The organism is Azospirillum sp. TSH64 (assembly GCF_003116035.1).
GTDB lineage: Bacteria > Pseudomonadota > Alphaproteobacteria > Azospirillales > Azospirillaceae > Azospirillum.
This window is the reverse complement of the sequence record NZ_LGQW01000015.1, coordinates 860,079-880,966: the sequence shown is the minus strand read 5'-3', so window position 1 is coordinate 880,966 and position 20,888 is coordinate 860,079. Positions and strand designations below refer to the sequence as shown.

The window sequence follows — 20,888 nt, the reverse complement described above, 5'->3', positions numbered from 1 at the left end:
TGGATAAAGCGCCCGTAGCTCAGCTGGATAGAGCATCAGACTACGAATCTGAGGGTCAGGAGTTCGAATCTCTTCGGGCGCGCCATCCTTCCCGTTCGACGCACGGGCCACCTCCTGGGTGGCCTTTGTCGTCTGGGACATCGTCGAAATCCGCCGCTGGGCGCCGGTGCTTTTCTTCGCGAAAACCGCTTGCCTTCGATGACGGATTTGAGTAGGTTGCGCGCCTCGACGCCGGGGGATACTTCGACGGCGAGATGCTTGGCAGACAAGTTCTTTGGATAAGGCGCCCGTAGCTCAGCTGGATAGAGCATCAGACTACGAATCTGAGGGTCAGGAGTTCGAATCTCTTCGGGCGCGCCATCCTCCAAAAAGCACAGTGATCGACACCCAAGGCCGCCTCCGGGCGGCCTTTGTCGTTTGGGGTTCGCCGATGAGCCTCGTCGCGCTGGCGCAAGCCCCGGTGGCTCCACTACACTCGGGGCCCGCACCACTGGATGCATGGCCATGCCCCGCAGCGACTTCTATCCGCCCATCGACCCGTTCCAGACCGGCACGATTGCCGTCGACGGGATCCACACGGTTTATTGGGAGCAGGCGGGCAACCCGCGCGGCGTGCCGGTGATGTTCCTGCATGGCGGTCCGGGGGCCGGCGCCTCGCCCACCCACCGCCGTTTCTTCGATCCCGCCCATTACCGCATCATCGTGATGGACCAGCGCGGCGCCGGCCGCTCCACTCCCTTGGGCGAAACGCGCGAGAACACCACCGAGCGGCTGGTCGAGGACATCGAGACGCTGCGCCGCCATCTCGGAATCGAGCGCTGGCACCTGTTCGGCGGCTCCTGGGGCTCGACCCTGGCGCTCTCCTATGCCCAGACCCACCCGGACCGCTGCCTGGGCCTGATCCTGCGCGGCATCTTCCTGATGCGGAAGAGCGAGATCGACTGGTTCCTCTATTCCATGCGCATCCTCTTCCCCGAGGCCTGGGCCGCCTTCGCCGGCCATATCCCGGAGGACGAGCGCGGCGACCTGCTGGAGGCGTTCTGGAAGCGGCTCGATTCGTCCGACCCGGCGGTGCGCATGGCCGCGGCCCGGGTGTGGAGCATCTATGAGGGAAGCTGTTCCTCGCTTCTGCCGTCGCCCGACCTGATCGCGGCCAGCGGCGAGGACCGCCACGCCCTGGGGCTGGCGCGGATCGAGGCGCATTACTTCCGCTCCAACCGCTTCACGCCGGAGGACAAGCTCCTGCGCGACGTCGACCGCATCCGCCATCTGCCGGCGGTGATCGTCCAGGGCCGCTACGACATCGTCTGCCCGGTGATCTCCGCCGACGCGCTGCACCGCGCCTGGCCGGAAGCCGATTACCGCATCGTCCCCGACGCCGGCCATTCCGCCATGGAGCCCGGCATCCGCGCCGCGCTGATCCAGGCGACGGAGCGGTTTAAAGAGTATCGGTGACGGGAGCTTCGGGGAATCGCTGAGGTGGGGCAAGATCGACACGGATTTCACGGATTTAGACACGGATTTCACGGATTTTTTTTGAGCTTGGCGCCGCTTGGGACTGTTCCGGCAGCAGCGGCTTCGGGACGCCACATCCGTGAAATCCGTGTTTCAATCCGTGAAATCCGTGGAGATCTTGCCCGCCGCTCCCGCACTCTTCAGGCAACCGCCCTTGCACCAATCCCCCTCCCACCCCACACTCTGCCGATGCCTGAACTTCCCGAAGTCGAGACGGTGTGCCGGGGCCTCGCCCCGCATCTCGAAGGCCGGCGGCTGGTCCGTGTGGAGCAGCGGCGGCCGAACCTGCGCACCCCCTTTCCGCCGCGCTTCTGCGAAAGGCTGACCGGGCGTGTGGTCACGTCGGTGCGGCGGCGCGCCAAATACATCCTGATGCATCTGGACGACGGCGGCGTGCTGATCGCCCATCTCGGCATGTCCGGCCGCATGATCATCGCGCCGGAACGCCCCGACGCCTTCGACAAGCACGATCATGTGGTGTTCGAGACCGATGCCGGCACCATCGTCACCTTCAACGACGCCCGCCGCTTCGGGCTGATGGACCTGACGGTGGCCGACGCGCTGGGCGACCACCCGATGCTGCGCAACCTGGGGCCGGAGCCGCTCGGCAACGAATTCTCCGGTCCCGACCTCGCCCGCCGTCTGGCCGGCAAGATCACCCCGATCAAGGCCGCCCTGCTCGACCAGGGCATCGTCGCCGGCTTGGGCAACATCTATGTGTCGGAGGCGCTCTACCAGTCCGGCATCCTGCCGACCCGGACCGCCGCCAGCCTGACGCCCGCAGAGGTCGACCGCCTCGCCGTCGCGGTGCGCGAGGTGCTGGAGCGCGCGATTGCCGCCGGCGGCTCGTCGCTGCGCGACTACCGGCAGGCGTCGGGGGAGCTGGGCTATTTCCAGCACCAGTTCGCCGTCTACGACCGGGAGGGGGAGGGTTGCCCCGACTGCGACTGCGACCGTGCCCGGACGGGGGGCGTTCAGCGGATTGTACAGTCGGGCCGCTCGACTTTCTTTTGTGCGGCGCGCCAACGGTGATATAGCTGGGGCATGACGGCTCTACCGGCCATGCTCCGGGCGGCGTCCGCCGCTTTCCTCCTTGCCGGCCCCGCAGTTGCGGGCCTGGGGAGCTTCCTCATTCCCATTCCTTCGGCACTGGCGGCCCAGCTTGCCGCAGCCGAGTCCGGGCCCTTCGTCCCCGGCACCACCGATGTGCCGGTGATGCCCGGGCTGGCGTCCGCCGAATCGGAGCCGCTGGTCTTCGACAAGCCGGGTGGGCGGATCGTCCAGGCCGTGCTGTCGGGCGAGGTGCCGCGACAGGCGGTGCTGGCCTTCTACGACCAGACCCTGCCGCAGCTGGGCTGGCGCCGGACCGCCGACCGCGTCTTCGTCCGCGACGGCGAGGAGCTGCGGCTGGAGTTCCCGCAGGCCGCCCAGAAGGCGAAAGCCGCCACCGGGACCGCCACCGGGACAGCCGTCCGCTTCACTTTGACGCCGCGCTGATCGCGGGAACACCCGCCATACTCGCGGCAGCCCTTGCCATTCGTCGCCATCGAACACCCTCAACAACCACGAGTCCCGGAAGCAACCGGGCTCGCCCCATCGGGAGAGTGCTGCAGCCATGTCCTATGAAACCATCCTCGTCGAGACGCGCGGGCCCGTCGGGCTGATCACGCTGAACCGTCCGAAGGCGCTGAACGCGCTGTGCGACCAGCTGGTGACCGAGCTGGGCCAGGCGCTGGACGCCTTCGAGGCCGATCAAGCCATCGGCGCCATCGTCGTCACCGGGTCGGAGCGGGCGTTCGCCGCCGGCGCCGACATCAAGGAGATGGCCGGCTTCTCCTATATGGATGTCTACAACTCCAACTTCATCACCGCGAAGTGGGAGCGGCTGGCCAAGTGCCGCAAGCCGACCATCGCCGCGGTCGCCGGCTTCGCGCTGGGCGGCGGCTGCGAGCTGGCGATGATGGCCGACTTCATCCTGGCCGCCGACACCGCCAAGTTCGGCCAGCCCGAGGTCACCATCGGCACCATCCCCGGCGCCGGCGGCACCCAGCGCCTGACCCGCTTCGTCGGCAAGTCCAAGGCGATGGAGATGGTGCTGACCGGCCGCATGATCGACGCCGCCGAGGCCGAGCGCTGCGGCCTCGTCTCCCGCATCGTCCCGGCCGCCGAGCTGGTCGAGGAGGCGGTGAAGGTCGCCACCAAGATCGCCTCGCTGTCGCAGCCGGTCATCGCCATGGCGAAGGAGGCGGTCAACGTCGCCTATGAATCGACGCTGGCCGAGGGCATCCGCTTCGAGCGCCGCCTGTTCCATTCGACCTTCGCCACCGAAGACCAGAAGGAAGGCATGGCCGCATTCGCCGAGAAGCGCCAAGCCGGCTGGAAGAACCGCTGAGTCGTCGCGCCAGCTTCGACTCTGCCGCTGGAGCCGTCCCCTGCATCTTGCGGGGGACGGTCCAGATCCCATCAAGATGTCGTTGAAGTACGATTAGTCAAAATCATCGGGCGTCCACGCCTTGACTCGCGGTGCGCTGCCGCGTATAAGGCGCGCTCGCATCACGACAGCCGTGTCGTTCGGAGTAGGGTTTCCATGGCCAATCATAAGTCCGCTGAAAAGCGCATTCGTCAGACCGAGCGTCGCACGGAAGTCAACCGTGCCCGCGTCAGCCGCATCCGTTCCTTCGTCAAGAAGGTCGAGGGCGCGATCCAGAGCGGCGACAAGTCCGCCGCCGCCGAGGCGTTCAAGTCCGCTCAGCCGGAGCTGATGCGCGGCGTGTCGAAGGGCGTGCTGCACAAGAACACTGTGTCGCGCAAGCTGTCGCGTCTGTCGGCTGCGATCAAGGCTCTCTGATAGAGCTTTCATACGCTGCTTTCAAAAAGCCGCGCCCGTGACTCGGGGCGCGGCTTTTTGCGTTTAAAGTAAATGTGCGGATGCTCGACAATTGTCTTAGATTGTTCTTGGGATCGTGTATGAGATTCGGGATCGGTCATGCGGTCAATGCGAACGTTTTTATCTTTTTGGGCCGTTCGCCATCTGTCCCATTGCCAGATTTCCGCGGCATGGTTAGACTTTTGGTCCATTCGGTCGGGCGAAATAGGGTGATGCAACACTCTGTGTCCGTCTGAACACAGCAGCGAAATACTGAAGGTCTTACGCCGGATCAGGGCTTGTTGAGTCCCGGTCGTTCGCACGATCTTCTTTTACTTACAAGCTGTCGCGCCTGGGGCGGGATTTTCAATCCCGTCGACTCCGGCGTGTGCTTTTTGGATATAGTGTTCCGTTCGGTTTTTCCTTGCCCGGAGTCCTTCGGGCTGGACCAGACGGCGGCCATTCCGGTTTTGGCCGGCCGGCGGAAGGAGCGGGGGTAAGGGAGCATGTCGGTCGGCGTGTCGTTGGATCAGCAGTGGGCGCGCATTCGCGGACGCCTGAAGGAAGAGGTCGGCGAGATCGCCTACCGGAGCTGGCTTCAGCCGCTGTCCGTCGCCAGCCTGATCGGCGGCGAGGTGTGCATCGTCGTGCCCACGCGATTCATGCGCGACTGGGTGCTGACCCACTATGCCGACCGCATCCGCGCCCTCTGGTCCGGCGAGAATCCGGAGGTGCAGTCGATCGACGTCATCGTCGCCTCCACGAATCCGCCGGCGGCGCTCGTCGCCGACAATGACGACATCGACGACGACCGCCCATCCCCGCCCCGCGGCTTCGATTCGCGCGGCTTCGATTCGCGCGGCTTCGATTCGCGCGCCGCCGACTCCCGTCCGGCTCCCCGCCCGGCCCCGCCGCAGGGGTCGTTCTCGGGATCGCCGTCCGGATTCTCCGGCGAGCCGGCCCCGTCCACCGTCTACACATCCGCCTCCTATGGCGGGGCGTCGGACGAATCGCCGACCGCGGTGCCTGCGATTCTGGAGGACCGGTCCGACCTGTCGGCCGCACTCGACCCGCGATTCACCTTCGAGAATTTCGTCGTCGGCAAGCCGAACGAGCTGGCCCACGCCGCCGCAAGGCGCGTCGCCGACGCCACCACCGTGACCTTCAACCCGCTGTTCCTCTATGGCGGGGTGGGGCTGGGCAAGACCCACCTGATGCACGCGCTGGCCTGGCAGATCCGCAAGAACGACCCGAACCGCAAGGTGCTGTACCTGTCGGCCGAGAAGTTCATGTACCAGTTCATCCGGGCGCTGCGCTTCAAGGACACGATGGCCTTCAAGCAGCAGTTCCGCTCGGTCGACGTGCTGATGATCGACGACGTGCAGTTCATCAGCGGCAAGGACTCGACGCAGGAGGAGTTCTTCCACACCTTCAACGCGCTGGTCGACCAGAACCGGCAGGTCATCATCTCCGCCGACAAGAGCCCGTCCGACCTGGAAGGCATGGAGGAGCGGCTGCGCTCCCGCCTCGGCTGGGGGCTGGTCGCCGACATCCACCCGACCACCTACGAGCTGCGCCTCGGCATCCTCCAGGCCAAAGCCGACGCGCTCCAGGCCAGCATCCCGATGAAGGTGCTGGAGTTCCTGGCCCACAAGATCACGTCCAACGTGCGCGAGCTGGAAGGGGCGCTGAACCGCATCGTCGCCCATGCGGAGCTGGTCGGGCGGTCCATCTCGCTGGAGACGACGCAGGAGGTGCTGCACGATCTGCTGCGCGCCAACGACCGCCGCGTCACCATCGACGAGATCCAGAAGCGGGTGGCGGAGCATTACAACATCCGCGTCGCCGACATGCATTCCGCCCGCCGCGCCCGCGCGGTGGCCCGGCCGCGCCAGATCGCCATGTATCTGGCCAAGCAGCTGACCGCCCGTTCCCTGCCGGAGATCGGCCGCAAGTTCGGGGGCCGTGACCACACCACGGTCATGCATGCGGTCAAGAAGGTGGACGAGCTGCGCGCCACCGATCCGTCCTTCGCCGAGGATGTCGAGCTGCTGCGCCGCATGCTCGAAAGCTGAAGAGCGCTCAATCCACCGGTGACGGTGTGTTGCCACGCCACTATGCCATAGCACCGTGGAGTCTGTTAAGGTCCGCGCGCACGGACTCTTCGCCGACGACACGGGTGTGCTGGTGGAAACGACTGTTCTTGTCGCCGACGATTCCAATTTCTTTCGTGAACTGATCCGGGAAGAGCTGGAAAGCAGCGGCTACCGCGTTCTGCTCGCCAAGGATGGCGGACAGGCGCTCGCCCTCTATCGCAGCCACGACATCCACATCGTCATCACCGATCTGGAAATGCCGGTGATGACCGGGCTGGAGCTGTGCTGGCATGTCCGGGCGGCGGACGACCAGCACCGCACCTTCACCATCCTGATGACCGGCGACAGCGAGACGGCCCGGCGGGTCGAGGCCTTCGAGTCCGGCGCCGACGAGTTCCTGGCCAAGCCCATCGACCTGCCGATGCTGCGCGCCCGCGTGCGGGCCGGCGAGCGCATCACCCGCATGCACCGGGTGATGGTGGAGATGCTGAACACCGATTACCTGACCGGGGTGGCGAACCGCCGCTATTTCATGGAGCGGCTGGAGCAGGCCTACCGTGTCGCGAGGGAAGGCGGGGCGCCGCTGGCGGTCGCCATGTTCGACATCGACCATTTCAAGGCGATCAACGACACCCACGGCCACGGCAATGGCGACCTCGCGCTGAAGCGCTTCGCCGACCATTGCGCCGCCCAGGTGCCCGGCGGCGGCTTCCTCGGCCGGCTGGGTGGGGAGGAGTTCTGCCTGTGCCTGCCCTCCGGCGACCTGGAGGGGGCGCTGGCGCGGGTCGAGGCGATCCGCCGCTCCACAGCCGAGCTGACGGTGGAGACCGGCAGCGGCGCCGGCTTCGGCTTCACCGTCAGCATCGGCATGTGCCTGGACCGCGGCACCGTCTCGGTCAACGACCTGATGACCCAGGCCGACGAGGCGCTCTATTTCGCCAAGCGCAGCGGCCGCAACCGCACCGTGCTGCGCGGCGCCGAGGGCGTGGTGGTGAAGGCGAGCTTCTACGTTATGTGACGATCCTCCTGCCGGGTTCTCCTTTTTCCCATGTGACGGCTCTATGAAGTTTGGCGGAGCTTCATCTTCCCCCATGGACGGACGGCTTTTATCTCAGGCACACTTCGCGTCTTGAGCGGGGCTGCGCGAAGCCGCCGCCAGGGGAACCTGACAAAACGCCATCCAAGAGCCAGGGAGACCGGACGTCATGTCCAAGATCGAGAACGCCCAGAGCGAGTCGCAGCGGTCCAGCGCCGAGACCCAGCGCGCCGCCAAGAGCTTCACCCGCCGCCTGCTGCTGCAAAGCGCTGCGGCCGCCGCCGGTGTCGCCTCGGTCGGTCCCTTCGTCCTGCGCGAGGGCCGGGCGGCGTCGGGTAGCGTGAAGATCTTCTCCTGGGCCGGCTACATCAGCCCGGACATGCTGGCCGACTTCGAGAAGAAGACCGGCGTCAAGGCGACCCTGACCGAATACGGCACCAACGACGAGCTGCTGAACCAGCTGAAGGCGACCGGCGGCGCCGGCTTCGACATCATCCACCCCACCGTCGACCGTGTGCCGAACTATGTCGAGTTCGAGCTGGTGCAGCCGATCGACGAGGCGAAGGTGAAGTGGGACGGCTGCCTGAAATCGTCGGTCGAGGGCTCCGCCGGGATGGGCGGCGTCGTCGGGGCCAAGCGCTATTTCGCCCCGGCCGACTGGGGCACCGAGGCGCTGGCCTATGACATGAAGAAGGCGCCGCTCGCCTACGGCACCGCCAGCTACGGCGACCTGTGGGCGCCGGCCAACGCCGGCAAGGTGACGGTGCGCGGCCATTCCTCGCTGATCGGCATCGCGCTGTGGCTGGAAAGCCAGGGCAAGCTGCCGCACCCGGTCCGCGACCAGTTCAAGGACGAGGCGAAGGCGCGCGCCAACTTCGACGCCATCCTCAAGGTGGCCGCCGCCAACAAGAAGTCGGTCGCCCAGTTCTGGACCAACGAGAACGAGGCCCAGGGCGCCTTCCGCGCCAACGGCTGCGTCATCGGCCAGACCTGGGACAGCAGTGCGGTGGCGCTCCGCAAGGAAGGGCTGCCGGTCCGCTTCGTGGCGCCGAAGGAGGGTGCGCTCGCCTGGATGGAAGGCTTCGCCATTCCGAAGAAGGCGGAGAACCTGGACAACGCCTATGCCTGGATCAACTGGTTCTACACGCCGGAGGCCGGCGCGCTCTACACCAACCATTCCGGCATCTCCAGCACCGCGGTCGGCGCCGAGGCCCACCTGACCGACCTCAACAAGCAGTTCTTTGCCGACGCCTATCCCGGCGACGCGCTGCAGAAGCTGTGGTGGTGGCCGATCCAGGAGGCGTGGTACGTCTCCATCCGCAACGAGTACCAGGATCGCTTCCTGGCGGCGTGATCCGCACACAGCAGGGGCCATGAGCCAAGACGTCCAACTCGACCACGTCACCATGCGGTTCGGCGACACCGTCGCCGTCCGCGACGTCTCGCTGACCATCGGGGCCGGGGAGTTCTTCAGCTTCCTCGGCCCCTCCGGCTGCGGCAAGACCACCATCCTGCGCATGATCTCCGGCTTCATGGAGCCGACCGACGGCGCCATCCGCATCGGCGGCCGGGACATGAAGGGGATCGGTCCGAACAAGCGGCCGACCGCGCTGATCTTCCAGAACCTGGCCCTGTTCCCGCTGATGACGGTGGCGGACAACATCGGCTTCGGGCTGGAGGTGCGCGGCGTCCCGTCGGCCGACCGCAAGCGCCGCGTGCGCGAGCTGCTGGAGCTGGTGGCGCTGCCCGACACGGCGGACAAGCGGGTGACCGACCTGTCCGGCGGCCAGCGCCAGCGCATCGCCATCGCCCGCGCGCTCGCGGTGGAACCGGCGGTGCTGCTGCTGGACGAACCCTTGTCGGCGCTGGATCTCAAGCTGCGTCAGCACATGCGCGCCGAACTGCGCGAGTTGCAGAAGCGCACCGGCGTCACCTTCATCTACATCACCCACGACCAGGGCGAGGCGCTCACCATGTCCGACCGCATCGGCGTGATGTCGCGCGGCGTGCTGGAACAGGTGGGCGACGGCAAGACCATCTACGACCACCCGGAAACCGCCTTCGTCGCGTCCTTCGTCGGCGAGGCGAACCGCTTCGCCGGGCGGGTGACGCAGGCGGCCGACGGCTGGGCGGTGCTCGACAGCGCCTTCGGGGCCTTGCGCGGGCGCAACCCGCGCGGGCTGGCGGTGGGCGACCGCGCCACCCTCTATGTCCGGCCGGAACGTCTGGCGCCGGCCCGTCCGGGAGCGGGCGAGAGCGACAACAGCCTGAGCGCCCGCGTCAGCCACAGCGACTTCGAGGGCGCCTTCGTCAACGCCTTCCTCGACGGCGGCCTGACCGTGCAGATGCCGCATCTGGGCCAGGAGCCGGCCTTCGTCCCCGGCGAGACCGTGCGGCTGGGCTTCCGCGCAACGGACGCGGTGGTGCTGCCGACGAATTGAACCTCCCTCTCCCTGAATCCCCCTCTCCCCCCCGGGGAGAGGGTCGGGGTGAGGGGGAGACACAGGGTGGATTTTGTGGAGGAGCAGGGCGCGAGCGATTCTCGAAGATCCTCGCTGCGCGCCCCCTCACCCTAACCCTCTCCCCGCTTTCGGCGGACCGGAGGTCCGCCTGTCGCGGCAGCGCAAACGAAGTTTGCGCGTGAGCGGGGGAGAGGGGATCCCGGGGCGGGAGAGGGCAAACCCCAAACGAAAACGCCCCGGCCAATCGGCCGGGGCGTTTCGCATTGCAGAGGAACAGAGGCCTCAGCTGGCCTGCTGGATCGCCGACAGCTGCCACTGGCCGCCGCGCGGGCGGACGAAGGTCCACAGCTCGGTCGCCTCGGTCGGCTGCGAGGCATTGCCCTCGATCACCTTGCCGCTGGCGCGGTCCACCGTGACGTCGGTCAGCGCGAAGCGCATGGCGACGGTGGCGTATTCCTGCGCCCCTTCGCGCCAGCCCTCGGCCAGATCGCCCTGGAGCAGGCGGACGTCGCTGACCTTGTTGACCACGCCGCGGCTGCGGTTCTCCGCCAGATCGTCGTTGAAGTAGGAGAACATCTCCGGCGTCGTCGCGGCGCGGAGCGCCTCGGCATCCTCACGCCCGTAGGCGGTCTGGACGGTGACAAGCAGCCGCTCGAACGACTCGAAGTCGGCCGGCTGGATGCCGATCTCGTCGGCCGCCTGACGGCGCTGGGCCGGGCCGGCATTGCCGCCGCCCATTCCGCGGTTGCCCATCGGGTTGTAGCCGGCGTCGGCCGCCTCGCGGTTCATCTGGTCGCCCTGCGGACCGCCGGCATAGGCCGGCCGGTTTCCACCGAGCGGACCGCCGGACGCCGCGGTGTTGGCGGTCTGCGAACGGTTGCGGAAGAAGCGCATGGCCAGCCGGACCAGGAAGACGACCAGCAGGATCTGCAGCAGGAAGCCCAGGATGCCGGCGAAGCTGCCCAACCCCTCGAAGAAGCCGCCGCCGAACAGCATCGCGCCGATGCCGGCGCCGATCAGGCCGCCCATCAGGCCCGACATGAAGCCGCCGCCGAAGAAGCCGCGCGAGGGGGCCGCCGCCGGGGCGGTGGCCGCGGCGCCGGGGCGCTGCATGCCGGGCGACGCCGCCGGGGCGGTCGAACGCTCCATCGGCGACACGGAATTGGGGGCAGTGGAGGTGGCGGCCGGCGCCTCGGTCGTGCGGCTGCCGCGGCTGCCGGACGAGCTGCTCTTGCCGGCGCGGGCGTCGGCGGTTCCGGCGGCCAGCGCCATCACCAGCGCAACCGCCACGGCGGTCGCAGCGCGGGCGCTGCGCTTCGCTGAAGAGGGGGCGGAAAGGCTCGAAGGTCGGGTCTTCTCGCTCATGATCGTGCTCGCTTGTCGCATCTGGTCGGTTATCCAGCCTTCCCAGATGGGGGTGGTCCCGCCTCCGTTTAAGAGGCGGTCTCACTTTTTTCGAGCAACAATCAGCATCGCCGCCTAATCGGTCTCACTTTGCCAAACATTGCTCATCGGCCCATCGCCCATCGGGCCGTCACCATGCAGGGCGTCGATCGCCCGGCGGTCGCGCTTGGTCGGCCGCCCGGCGCCCGGCGGCTGGAACGGCGCGCGGTAGGGATCCTGCAGGCGCTCCTCCGGCACGGGAGGGGCGAGATCCTCGTACAGCGCCTGGGCCTCCGGCGCCGGGCCGCGGCGGCTGCCCAGCGCCACCACCTTGATGACGCGGATGTGCCGCCCCTGGGCGAAGGTCAGCACGTCGCCCGGCTTCACCGCCGCATGCGCCTTGGTCACCACCGTCCCCGACAGCCGCACGCCCCCGTCGTTGCACAGCTTGGCGGCGAGGCTGCGCGTCTTGAAGAAGCGCGCATACCAAAGCCACTTGTCGATCCGCAGCCGGCCGGGGGTGGAGTCTTCGCTGTCGGTGTTGCTCATCGCGCACCCTCCGCCGATGATCCCCTCTCCCCCCCGGGGAGAGGGTTAGGGTGAGGGGGACGCACGGCGAGGATTCTCGGGAAGGCACGCAGTGCATCCCCCTCACCCCGACCCTCTCCCCGGGGGGGAGAGGGGGAAAAAGCGCTGATCGATTGTGCGTTCATTCCACCCCTCAAAAAAACCGGCTCACATCCCCGACAGCTGCCGCAGCTTGGCGAAGGGATGGTCCTCGTTGGTCGGCTTCTCGCGCCGCTGCCGGTTCCCCTGCTGCTGGCGGGAGGGCCGCTTCCGCTTCCAGGTCACCGCGCCATCCTCGGCCACCATCCGCACATAGCCGAGCCCGGCCAGCACCGCCCCCAGCTCCTCCGCCGACAGGCCGACGCGCTGGCCGAGCGCCACCTCGCGGATCGGTGCATTGGCTCTGGACGCGGTCAGCAGCTCCGTCTCCAGCCGGTCGAGCATGTCGACGCGCAGCGCCCGCCCGCCGGCCAGCGGATAGCCGATGGCCTCCCAGAAACCAGCGGGCGCGCCGCCCTCCTTCACCGGCGGCGCTTCCACCGACACCCGGCCGGGCGGCGGGATCGGCACCGGCAGCGGATGGCCCTTCGACACCGCCCACAGCATCCCGCGCAAGGTCACCGCCGCCGGCTTGGCCAGCGCGGTCAGATAGAGGTGCGACACCCCGAGCCGGACGCCCAGCCCGGTCAGCGCCTTGCGGTCCTCGCGCTCCAGCCGCTCGACCATGTCGGCGACGGGCTGCCGGGGCAGAACCCCAAGTCCCTCCACCAGCTGGAAGGCCAGCCCCCGCCCGGCCCCCGACAGCCCTTTCGCCGCGGACAGCGCGAAGAGCGGCTTCAGCCGGGCGGCGATGTGGTCCTTCAGCCAGCGCTCCAGCCGTGCCCGCACCCGCTCGCGCTGGGCCTGGTCCAGCATGCCGTCGTCGAACGGCACCACCAGCGGCGCCAGCACCGACTGGCCGGCGGCCAGCCGCGCCACCGGCAGGCCATCCGCACTCAGCACCCCGTCGGCCCCCAGCGCGAAGGCGTCGTCCGGCTCCGCCTCGAAGGCGCGCAGCCGCTTGGCCAGCTCGTCGCGCAAGGCCCGCCGGGCGGCGGTCAGCAGCGACTTCGCCTCGTCGGAGCGGTCGGGCGCGTCGGGAACGAAGCGGAAGCCCTCCAGCTTGCCGACGACATGCCCTTCCACCACCACCTCGCCGTCGGCGCGCACGCCGCCCAGCAGCGAGCGCCCGTCCTTCAGCGTGCGGGCCAGCGTGGCGGACCGGCGGTCGATGAAGCGCTGGGTCAGCCGCTCGTGCAGGGCGTCGGACAGCCGGTCCTCGATGGCGCGGGTGCGCTCCTGCCAGTGCAGCGGGTCCTTCAGCCAGGTCGGCCGGTTGGAGATGTAGGTCCAGGTGCGGATGTGGGCGATGCGGGCGACCAGCGCGTCGATGTCGCCCTCGGTGCGGTCGAGCCGGGCGATCTGCTTCGCCACCCAGTCGTCGTCCAGCCGGCGCAACGGCGTGCGCAGGCTGCGGAAGATCTGGCCGAGCAGCTTGGTGTGGGCATCCGACAGCACCTTGCGGAAGTCGGGGACTTGGCAGACCTCCCACAGCAGCTTCACGGCGTCGCGGCCGCGCGCCAGATCCATGATGTCGGGATCGCGCACCAGCGCCTGGAGCGCCAGATGGTCGTCGGCCTCGCGCACACGGGACAGCTCCGCGAGCGGCGCCCGTTCCTCCAGCGATTTCAGCAGGAAGCCCGGCGTGTCGAAGCGCAGCTCGCTGTTGCGCCAGGACAAGGCCTTGACCGTCTCGAACTCGTGGTTCTCGACGCGGGTGACGAGGTCGGCGTCCAGCTCCCCCACCTCGTCGGTGGTGCCGAAGGTGCCGTCGCGCATGTGGCGGCCGGCGCGGCCGGCGATCTGCGCCACCTCGGCGGGGCGCAGGCGGCGCGGGGCGAAGCCGTCGAACTTGACGATGCGGGCGAAGGCGACATGGTCGACGTCCATGTTCAGCCCCATGCCGATGGCGTCGGTCGCCACCAGATAATCGACCTCGCCCGCCTGATAGAGCCCGACCTGCGCGTTGCGGGTGCGCGGGCTGAGCGCGCCCAGCACCACGGCGGTGCCGCCGCGCTGGCGCCGGATCATCTCGGCGATGGCATAGACGTCGGTGGCGGAAAAGGCGACGACGGCCGAGCGCGGCGGCAGGCGCGTCAGCTTCTTGTGGCCAGCATAGGTCAGCTGCGAGAAGCGCGGCCGGCTGATGAATTCCGCCTTCGGCACCAGCCGGCGGATCATCGGCTGCATCGAATCGGATCCCAGCACCATGGTCTCGACCATGCCGCGGGCGTTCAGCAGCCGGTCGGTGAAGATGTGGCCGCGCTCCGGGTCGGCGCAGAGCTGGATTTCGTCCACCGCCAGGAAATCGACCGCACGGTCCAGCGGCATCGATTCGACGGTGCAGACCCAGTAGGACGGGTTGGGGGGCAGGATTTTCTCCTCCCCCGTGACCAGGGCGACCGCGTTCTTCCCCTTGATCCCGACGATGCGGTCATAGTTCTCCCGCGCCAGCAGGCGCAGGGGAAAGCCGATCATTCCGGACCGGTGACCGAGCATGCGCTCGATCGCCAGATAGGTCTTGCCGGTGTTGGTCGGCCCCAGCACGGCGACCACACGGCCCCCCCGCCCGAGACCGCCGCCCGCCGAAGCGTGAGTGGCCGAAGCCATGGACGACGTCATGGGGTTAAGCTTTGGGGTGCGCGAGGCCGCAATGCAAGCGGCGGCTTGGCGATGTATGGCGATTGCGCTGGTCTGGACGTCCGGTCGCCGCCGGACGGCTAATGCCGCAGGGAGAATGCTCGGCCGGCGCGGAGCGAACGGAGCCCGCTCCGGGCAATGCCGAGGATCAGCAGGTAATCCTGCTTGATGACCGACAGGCTGAAGAACAGCGGGGAAAGATCGAACGCGCTCATGGGAGTGATCCCGGATTTCGGGGCGAAGCGAAAGACGCTGGAAACGAGAGTCTGGAGACGAAAAGGGCCGCCGAATGGGGGTTCGGCGGCCCTCGGGCTCACGGCGGCTGCGTTGGGGGGCTTGGGATCGCCGCCGGGAGTCTTTGTGTTACGTTATCCCTTGGGCGGCTCCTGCGGTGCCGGCGCCGGGCCCGGCCCGGGGCCCTTGCCCGGACCCATGCCATGCCGCGGACCGTCATGGTCCCAACCGCCCGGGCCGCCATGGTGCGGGCCCATATGGTGGCCGCCCATGCCGCCCGGTCCCGGGTTCAGCATGCGGTCGGCCTGCTTCTGCTGGTCGGGCGTCAGCTGGGCGTAGAGGTCGGTCAGGGCCGGGCGGACGGTCTGGACCTGCTGCAGGTGGGCCTGCATCATCTGCTCGGCGCGTTCAAGGCGCTGCGGCAGGGCTGCCGGCGGCGGGGCGTCCTTGAACTTGACGCACAGATCCTGCGTCGGCTTCAGGCTGGAGCGGGCGGCGTCGGCGAACTTGGTCCAGGCGGCGCGCTGCTGCTCGGTGATGTTCAGCTTCTTCTCCGCATAGGCCAGCTTGCCGGCCAGACGGGCCTCCTGGTCCTCGCACATGCGGGCGAAGTGGCGGTCGGGACCGCCGGGAGGCGGGCCGCCGGCCGGACCACCCTGGGCGAAGACCGGAACGGCCACGCCGAGACCGGCGACCAGCAGGGCGGACGTCAGAAGGGCGCGTTTCATGGTGTCGACTCCTCGGTGTGTTGGTGCTGTCTAAACCCCGGATGGAGGGGGCTTATTCCGTTGGGACGGTGCCGGCTGTGTCGCCGCCGTTGTCCCGATGACCAGACAATGGGCGCCGAACGTTGCGGTCGAATGTCCGCAAACCGGTCATTTGGTAACAGAGTGTAACCGCGGGCGCCTCCGTAACCGGGCGTTACACATTTCCCCTTCACGCCCGCGGCGCGGCGCCCGATCATGGGGCCATGGACCGCACGCCCCACCTCCTCGTCGTCGACGACGACCGCGAAATCCGCTCCCTCGTCGCCCAGTTCCTGACCAAGCACGGCTTCCGGGTCACCGGGGTCCGGGACGGGGCGGAGATGATGCGCACGCTCGACGGCGCCCGCGTCGACCTGATCGTCCTCGACCTGATGCTGCCGGGGGAAGACGGGCTGTCGTTGTGCCGCCGCCTGCGCGCGACGCCGCAGACGGCGCAGACCCCCGTCATCATGCTGACCGCCATGGGGGAGGAGACCGACCGCATCGTCGGGCTGGAGATGGGCGCCGACGATTACCTGGCGAAGCCCTTCAGCCCGCGCGAGCTGCTGGCCCGCATCAAGGCGGTGCTGCGCCGCGTCTCCGCCCCGCCGGTGGCGGGCGCGCCGGCGGCTGCCGGCACGGTGCTGCGCTTCGAGGGCTGGTCGCTCGACCTCACCAAGCGCGAGCTGCGCTCGCCCGACGGCGTGCTGGTCCAGCTGTCGGCCGGCGAATACGACCTGCTGGTCGCCTTCGTCGAGCATCCGCAGCGGGTGCTGACCCGCGACCAGCTGCTCGATCTGGCGCGCGGCCGCTCGGCGGTTCCCTTCGACCGCTCCATCGACGTGCAGGTCAGCCGCCTGCGCCGCAAGATCGAGCCCGATCCGGCCGACCCGACGCTGATCAAGACGGTGCGCGGCGGTGGCTATCTCTTCACGCCCACCGTCAGTAACGGCGGTGTGGCGCCATGACCGCCCAGCCGGATACGGCCAAATCCAGGCTCGCCCGCCGCCGCGGCGCCTTCCGCCGGCTGCCCGTCCGCTTCCCCGACAGCCTCGCCGCGCGCATCGCCCTGACGGTGGTGCTGGCCCTGCTGCTGACCCAGGCGATCAGCGCGCTGGTCTATCTGACCGACCGCAGCGAGGGGCCGCCGATCCACGGCCCCAACGTGCTGATCCAGCGTGTCACCGCCATCGTCCAGCTGGTTGAGAGCACGCCGCCGCAGGGGCGCGAGCGGGTGGTGCGCGCCATCGACGACCCCGTCCTGCGGGTCGAGCTGCGCCCCGACCGGCCGCCGCCGCTGTCGCCCGGCACCTATGCCGGCGGCCGGTTCGAGGGGCTGAAGCGCCGGCTGAGCGAGCAGCTCGACACCGCCGACCGCAACATCCTGATCGAAATCCAGCGGCCGCCCCGTAAAGACGCCCCGCCGCCGCCGCCCTTCATGGCGGGCGACGAGCCCCGGCACTGGGGGCCGCATGTCCGGCTGTCGGTGCGGCTCGGCGACGGCTCCTGGCTCAGCTTCACCGGCGGCGAGCCGCTGCCCGGCCCCTTCGGCATCGTCCGCTTCGTGCTGTGGATGGGCGCCATCGTCGCGGTGATCCTGCTGGTGTCGCTGCTCGCCGCCCGCCGGGTGACGGCGCCGCTGGCCGGCTTCGCCGCCGCCGCCGAACGGCTCAGCGTCGACGGGCAGGCCGATCCGCTGCCGGAGGAAGGGCCGCTGGAGCTGCGCGCCGCCACCCGTGCCTTCAACCGGATGCAGGCGCGCCTCGCCCGCTTCGTCGCCGACCGCACCCAGATGCTGGCGGCGATCGGCCATGACCTGCGCACGCCGATCACCCGGCTTCGCCTGCGTGCCGAGCTGGTCGACGATCCGGAGATGCAGCGCCGGATGCTGGCCGACCTCGACGAGATGGAGGCGATGATCTCCGCCACGCTGGCCTTCGCCCGCGACGACGCCCAGCGCGAGCCGCGCGGCCGCTTCGACCTTGCCGACCTGCTGCAGAGCCTGTGCGACGACCGCGTCGACGCCGGCCATCGCGCCGTCTATGAAGGCCCCGCCCATGCGGTGGCGGAGGGCCGCACCGTGGCGCTGCGCCGGGCGCTGGCCAACCTGATGGACAACGCGATCAAATATGGCGGCGGCTTCACCGTCCGGCTGGAGACCGGCCCGGACGGCGCCCACTCCCAGGCCCACGCCAATGCCCTGATCCACATCGACGACGACGGTCCCGGCATCCCGGAAGCGGAGTTCGAGAAGGTCTTCGCCCCCTTCTACCGGCTGGAGCGCTCGCGGTCCCGCGACACCGGCGGCGTCGGTCTCGGCCTGTCCACCGCCCGCAGCGTCATCCGCGGCCATGGCGGCGACGTGACCCTGGCGAACCGCAGTGGGGGCGGCCTGCGCGCCACGGTGACGCTGCCGCTGTGACCTGCCCCTCCCGCCTCGGATCCCCTCTCCCCCCGGGGAGAGGGTTAGGGTGAGGGGGACGCGCGGCGAGGATTGGCAAGGATCGGAAGCTACTGCGCGCCAAGTGACGTCACGCTTTGCATCCCCCTCACCCCGGCCCTCTCCCCGGGGGGGAGAGGGAGGCCCCCGAAATTTCGGATAGAGTCATCCTTTCGCCACGGTCGGGAGACAAATAATCGTCAGTCCCTGACCGGTCTTCCGGCCAAGCGGCTGTGAGCGTATGAGGATCGAAGCGGGAACGTTTCCCGCACTCACCACCCAGACCTGACAGGGCCAGCGAGCGCGCCGTGACCGCCGACCGACCGGACCACCAGACGGACCATGGGACGGACCAGCGCCGGAGCAGCCAGCTCTACGCCGGTCCCCGCCCGGTCCGCACCCGCGAAGACCCGTCGCCGCTCGACCGGCTGACGGCCGGCGAGTTCGCGCGCCTGTTCGCCGCCAAGGCGGTCGAGCTTGCCCGCGACCGGCTGGCGGCCGCCGGCAAGGGCAAGCCGCGCCGCAAGTCCCCGCCGCCGTCGGCCGCCCCGCCGCCGACACCCTTCAGGCAGCCCCGCCGCCGGTCCCGCGGCCTGCCCGGCTTCAAGCTGCCGAACTTCAAACTGCCCGGCTTCACCCTGCCGTCCCTCTCCCTTCCAAGGATCTCCTTGCCGAAACCGAAGCAGCAGCCGACCCCATCCGCTCGCCGGTCCGGCGGCAGCCAGCCGCCGCAGCTCTCGTCCTCGCAGCTCTCGGCCCAGCCCGCCGGCCGCCCCGGCCGGGCGCCGCAGCCGCCCCGGAAGAACGGCGGCGGCTGGATGAGGCGTCTGGTCCAGTGGGGCCTCGTCGCCGCCATCTGGTGCGGCATCGGGCTGGGTGCGGTGCTGGCGTGGTTCGCGCTCGACCTGCCGGACATCTCCAAGGTGGCGCAGTTCGAACGCCGCGCCTCGATCACCGTTCTGGCCGCCGACGGCAGCGAGTTCGCCCGCTTCGGCGACCTGCACGGCACGACGCTCAGCGTGCGCGACCTGCCGCCGCATCTGGTTGGCGCCGTGCTGGCCATCGAGGACCGCCGCTTCTACAGCCATTTCGGCATCGACCCGCTCGGCCTCGCCCGCGCGGTCTACGTCAACTGGCGCTCCGGCCGGGCGGTGCAGGGCGGCTCCACCATTACCCAGCAGCTCGCCAAGAACCTGTTCCTGACGCCCGAGAAATCGCTGAAGCGCAAGATCCAGGAGGCCATGCTGGCGCTGTGGCTGGAGAGCCGCTTCACCAAGGACCAGATCCTCACCGCCTATCTGAACCGCGTCTATCTCGGCGCCGGCACCTTCGGGGTGGATGCCGCCGCCCGCACCTATTTCGGCAAGCCGGCGACCGAGGTCGACGTGCGCGAATCGGCGGTGCTGGCCGGCCTGTTGAAGGCGCCGTCGCGCTACGCCCCCAGCTCCAACCCCGACGAGTCGGCGGAGCGGGCGCGGGTGGTGATGGCGGCGATGCTGGACGCCGGCTACCTGACCCAGCCGCAGTACGAGGCCGCCCGCGCCGCCAAGCCGTCGCCCAAGCGCAAGCCCGGCGGCGACGGCCGCTATTTCGCCGATTGGGTGACCGATCTGGTGCCGGGCTTCGCCGGCCCCGACCATGGCGACGTCATCGTCCGCACCACGCTGGATTTGAAGATGCAGCGCGCCGCCGAACAGCGGCTGGAGGCGCTGCTGGCCGGTCCCGGCGCCACCGCCAACGTCCGCCAGGGGGCGCTGGTCGCCATGAGCCCCGACGGCGCCGTCCGCGCCCTGGTCGGCGGCCGCGATTACGACGGCAGCGAGTTCAACCGCGCCACCCAGGCGCTGCGCCAGCCGGGATCGGCCTTCAAGCCCTTCGTCTATCTGGCGGCTTTGGAGTCGGGCTGGACCCCGGACAGCCTGATCGACGACGCTCCCGTGCAGCTCGCCAACTGGAGCCCCGGCAATTATGACGGCAAGTACCGCGGCAGCATCACGCTGGCCTCGGCGCTGGCCCATTCCTCCAACACCGCGACGGCGCGGCTGATCGACCGGGTCGGCACCGACCGGGTGCGGCGCATCGCGTCCAACCTCGGCATCTCCTCGCCGCTCACCCGCGACCTGTCGCTGGGCCTCGGCACCAGCGAGGTGACGCCGCTGGAGCTGGTGCGCGCCTATGCCGGCATCGCCAACCGCGGCGTCCCCGTCTGGGCCTATGCCATCACCGAGATCAAAAGCCGCGACGGCGTCGTCCTCTACCGGCGCCAGGGCGGCGGCGGCAGCCCGGTGGTCGATCCCGCCCATGCGGTGCAGCTGTCCCGCATGATGACCGGCGTGCTCGATTACGGCACCGGCCGCAGCGCGAAGCTGAACCGCCCGGCGGCGGCCAAGTCCGGCACCACCCAGGATTATCACGACGCCTGGTTCGTCGGCTTCACCGCCGATCTGGTCGCCGGCGTCTGGCTGGGCAACGACAACAACGAGGCGATGAAGAAGGTCACCGGCGGCACCCTGCCGGCCAAGCTGTGGCGCGAGTTCATGGCAGACGCCCATGCCGGCAAGCCCGCCCGCCCGCTTCCCGGCCTGGACGGCGCCCCGGCCTGGAGCCCGCCCCCCGGAAGCGTGATGCCGGCAATCCTGCCGCCGGGCACCGGGCCGCAGGGCGGGGTGCCGGTGGCGTCGGCCGACGCGCGGCCCGGCGGTGTCCCGGTCGGCGGCATCGGCTCGCTGATCGAAAAGATCGCCGGCGGCTCCGGCGCCGCGCCCAGGGTGCAGTACGACTACAGCAACAGCGGCGTGCGGTAG

At 69.2% G+C, this 20,888-nt stretch carries 17 protein-coding genes and 2 tRNA genes; 14 read left to right on the top strand and 5 right to left on the bottom strand.

The window, feature by feature from the left end:
• The first annotated feature begins 8 nt into the window (after positions 1 to 8).
• The 11 genes from TSH64_RS05405 (at position 9) to TSH64_RS05355 (ending at position 9,954) form a co-directional block, all read left to right on the top strand.
• Positions 9 to 85, top strand: a tRNA-Arg gene (locus tag TSH64_RS05405).
• Between the two features lie 198 nt (positions 86 to 283).
• Positions 284 to 360: transfer RNA gene (locus TSH64_RS05400), tRNA-Arg, on the top strand.
• A gap of 144 nt (positions 361 to 504) precedes the next feature.
• Positions 505 to 1,455 carry a prolyl aminopeptidase gene (pip, locus tag TSH64_RS05395; RefSeq protein WP_109452319.1) on the top strand — a complete coding sequence of 317 codons (951 nt, stop codon included), beginning with the start codon at positions 505 to 507 and terminating at the stop codon, positions 1,453 to 1,455.
• Between the two features lie 249 nt (positions 1,456 to 1,704).
• Complete coding sequence (gene mutM / locus TSH64_RS05390; RefSeq protein WP_109095877.1) at positions 1,705 to 2,547, top strand: bifunctional DNA-formamidopyrimidine glycosylase/DNA-(apurinic or apyrimidinic site) lyase; 843 nt, start codon at positions 1,705 to 1,707, stop codon at positions 2,545 to 2,547.
• Between the two features lie 12 nt (positions 2,548 to 2,559).
• Positions 2,560 to 3,012 (top strand): hypothetical protein, encoded by a 453-nt coding sequence (locus TSH64_RS05385; RefSeq protein WP_109095876.1) that lies wholly within the window; start codon positions 2,560 to 2,562, stop codon positions 3,010 to 3,012.
• Between the two features lie 118 nt (positions 3,013 to 3,130).
• A complete protein-coding gene (locus tag TSH64_RS05380) occupies positions 3,131 to 3,907 on the top strand; it encodes an enoyl-CoA hydratase (protein WP_109095875.1) in 777 nt (258 codons plus the stop codon).
• A gap of 195 nt (positions 3,908 to 4,102) precedes the next feature.
• Positions 4,103 to 4,363 carry a 30S ribosomal protein S20 gene (gene rpsT / locus TSH64_RS05375; RefSeq protein ID WP_109095874.1) on the top strand — a complete coding sequence of 87 codons (261 nt, stop codon included), beginning with the start codon at positions 4,103 to 4,105 and terminating at the stop codon, positions 4,361 to 4,363.
• Between the two features lie 524 nt (positions 4,364 to 4,887).
• The gene (gene dnaA, locus TSH64_RS05370) at positions 4,888 to 6,456 is read left to right on the top strand and encodes a chromosomal replication initiator protein DnaA (protein WP_109095873.1); all 1,569 of its coding nucleotides are present in this window, start codon (positions 4,888 to 4,890) and stop codon (positions 6,454 to 6,456) included.
• A 112-nt stretch (positions 6,457 to 6,568) separates the two neighbouring features.
• Positions 6,569 to 7,495: a diguanylate cyclase gene (locus TSH64_RS05365; protein WP_158285345.1), complete on the top strand. Its 927-nt coding sequence runs from the start codon at positions 6,569 to 6,571 to the stop codon at positions 7,493 to 7,495.
• 187 nt (positions 7,496 to 7,682) lie between these two features.
• Positions 7,683 to 8,867 carry an extracellular solute-binding protein gene (locus tag TSH64_RS05360; protein WP_199237477.1) on the top strand — a complete coding sequence of 395 codons (1,185 nt, stop codon included), beginning with the start codon at positions 7,683 to 7,685 and terminating at the stop codon, positions 8,865 to 8,867.
• Positions 8,868 to 8,886: 19 nt separating this feature from the next.
• Positions 8,887 to 9,954, top strand: a complete 1,068-nt coding sequence (locus tag TSH64_RS05355) for an ABC transporter ATP-binding protein (protein ID WP_109095871.1) — start codon at positions 8,887 to 8,889, stop codon at positions 9,952 to 9,954.
• A gap of 303 nt (positions 9,955 to 10,257) precedes the next feature.
• Here the strand turns inward: TSH64_RS05355 and TSH64_RS05345 are convergent, their stop codons facing one another.
• The 5 genes from TSH64_RS05345 to TSH64_RS05330 all read right to left on the bottom strand — a co-directional run bounded on the left by TSH64_RS05345 (position 10,258) and on the right by TSH64_RS05330 (position 15,626).
• Entirely contained in the window at positions 10,258 to 11,340 is a 1,083-nt protein-coding gene (locus TSH64_RS05345) for a Tim44 domain-containing protein (protein ID WP_199237474.1), read from the bottom strand.
• A gap of 114 nt (positions 11,341 to 11,454) precedes the next feature.
• A complete protein-coding gene (locus tag TSH64_RS05340) occupies positions 11,455 to 11,907 on the bottom strand; it encodes an RNA-binding S4 domain-containing protein (protein ID WP_109095869.1) in 453 nt (150 codons plus the stop codon).
• A 186-nt stretch (positions 11,908 to 12,093) separates the two neighbouring features.
• Positions 12,094 to 14,634, bottom strand: a complete 2,541-nt coding sequence (locus tag TSH64_RS05335; RefSeq protein WP_247872769.1) for a helicase-related protein — start codon at positions 14,632 to 14,634, stop codon at positions 12,094 to 12,096.
• Positions 14,635 to 14,744: 110 nt separating this feature from the next.
• Positions 14,745 to 14,879 carry a hypothetical protein gene (locus TSH64_RS36560; RefSeq protein ID WP_282188094.1) on the bottom strand — a complete coding sequence of 45 codons (135 nt, stop codon included), beginning with the start codon at positions 14,877 to 14,879 and terminating at the stop codon, positions 14,745 to 14,747.
• Positions 14,880 to 15,032: 153 nt separating this feature from the next.
• The gene (locus TSH64_RS05330; protein WP_109095867.1) at positions 15,033 to 15,626 is read right to left on the bottom strand and encodes a Spy/CpxP family protein refolding chaperone; all 594 of its coding nucleotides are present in this window, start codon (positions 15,624 to 15,626) and stop codon (positions 15,033 to 15,035) included.
• A 242-nt stretch (positions 15,627 to 15,868) separates the two neighbouring features.
• Here TSH64_RS05330 and TSH64_RS05325 point away from each other — a divergent pair, with 242 nt between their 5' ends.
• The 3 genes from TSH64_RS05325 (at position 15,869) to TSH64_RS05315 (ending at position 20,888) form a co-directional block, all read left to right on the top strand.
• A complete protein-coding gene (locus tag TSH64_RS05325; protein ID WP_098740737.1) occupies positions 15,869 to 16,612 on the top strand; it encodes a response regulator in 744 nt (247 codons plus the stop codon).
• Positions 16,609 to 18,066, top strand: a complete 1,458-nt coding sequence (locus TSH64_RS05320; protein WP_109095866.1) for an ATP-binding protein — start codon at positions 16,609 to 16,611, stop codon at positions 18,064 to 18,066. Before TSH64_RS05325 ends, TSH64_RS05320 begins: the two co-directional genes overlap by 4 nt.
• A 326-nt stretch (positions 18,067 to 18,392) precedes the next feature.
• The gene (locus tag TSH64_RS05315; protein ID WP_109095865.1) at positions 18,393 to 20,888 is read left to right on the top strand and encodes a penicillin-binding protein 1A; all 2,496 of its coding nucleotides are present in this window, start codon (positions 18,393 to 18,395) and stop codon (positions 20,886 to 20,888) included.

Excerpts from the sequence above, each read along its gene's own strand:
- mutM (WP_109095877.1), top strand. The coding sequence starts at position 1,705 with ATGCCTGAACTTCCCGAAGTCGAGACGGTGTGCCGGGGCCTCGCCCCG.
- TSH64_RS05345 (WP_199237474.1), bottom strand. The coding sequence starts at position 11,340 with ATGAGCGAGAAGACCCGACCTTCGAGCCTTTCCGCCCCCTCTTCAGCG.
- TSH64_RS05330 (WP_109095867.1), bottom strand. The coding sequence starts at position 15,626 with ATGAAACGCGCCCTTCTGACGTCCGCCCTGCTGGTCGCCGGTCTCGGC.
- dnaA (WP_109095873.1), top strand. The coding sequence starts at position 4,888 with ATGTCGGTCGGCGTGTCGTTGGATCAGCAGTGGGCGCGCATTCGCGGA.
- TSH64_RS05325 (WP_098740737.1), top strand. The coding sequence starts at position 15,869 with ATGGACCGCACGCCCCACCTCCTCGTCGTCGACGACGACCGCGAAATC.
- TSH64_RS05340 (WP_109095869.1), bottom strand. The coding sequence starts at position 11,907 with ATGAGCAACACCGACAGCGAAGACTCCACCCCCGGCCGGCTGCGGATC.
- TSH64_RS36560 (WP_282188094.1), bottom strand. The coding sequence starts at position 14,879 with ATGAGCGCGTTCGATCTTTCCCCGCTGTTCTTCAGCCTGTCGGTCATC.
- TSH64_RS05360 (WP_199237477.1), top strand. The coding sequence starts at position 7,683 with ATGTCCAAGATCGAGAACGCCCAGAGCGAGTCGCAGCGGTCCAGCGCC.
- rpsT (WP_109095874.1), top strand. The coding sequence starts at position 4,103 with ATGGCCAATCATAAGTCCGCTGAAAAGCGCATTCGTCAGACCGAGCGT.
- TSH64_RS05355 (WP_109095871.1), top strand. The coding sequence starts at position 8,887 with ATGAGCCAAGACGTCCAACTCGACCACGTCACCATGCGGTTCGGCGAC.
- TSH64_RS05320 (WP_109095866.1), top strand. The coding sequence starts at position 16,609 with ATGACCGCCCAGCCGGATACGGCCAAATCCAGGCTCGCCCGCCGCCGC.
- TSH64_RS05380 (WP_109095875.1), top strand. The coding sequence starts at position 3,131 with ATGTCCTATGAAACCATCCTCGTCGAGACGCGCGGGCCCGTCGGGCTG.
- pip (WP_109452319.1), top strand. The coding sequence starts at position 505 with ATGCCCCGCAGCGACTTCTATCCGCCCATCGACCCGTTCCAGACCGGC.
- TSH64_RS05385 (WP_109095876.1), top strand. The coding sequence starts at position 2,560 with ATGACGGCTCTACCGGCCATGCTCCGGGCGGCGTCCGCCGCTTTCCTC.
- TSH64_RS05335 (WP_247872769.1), bottom strand. The coding sequence starts at position 14,634 with ATGGCTTCGGCCACTCACGCTTCGGCGGGCGGCGGTCTCGGGCGGGGG.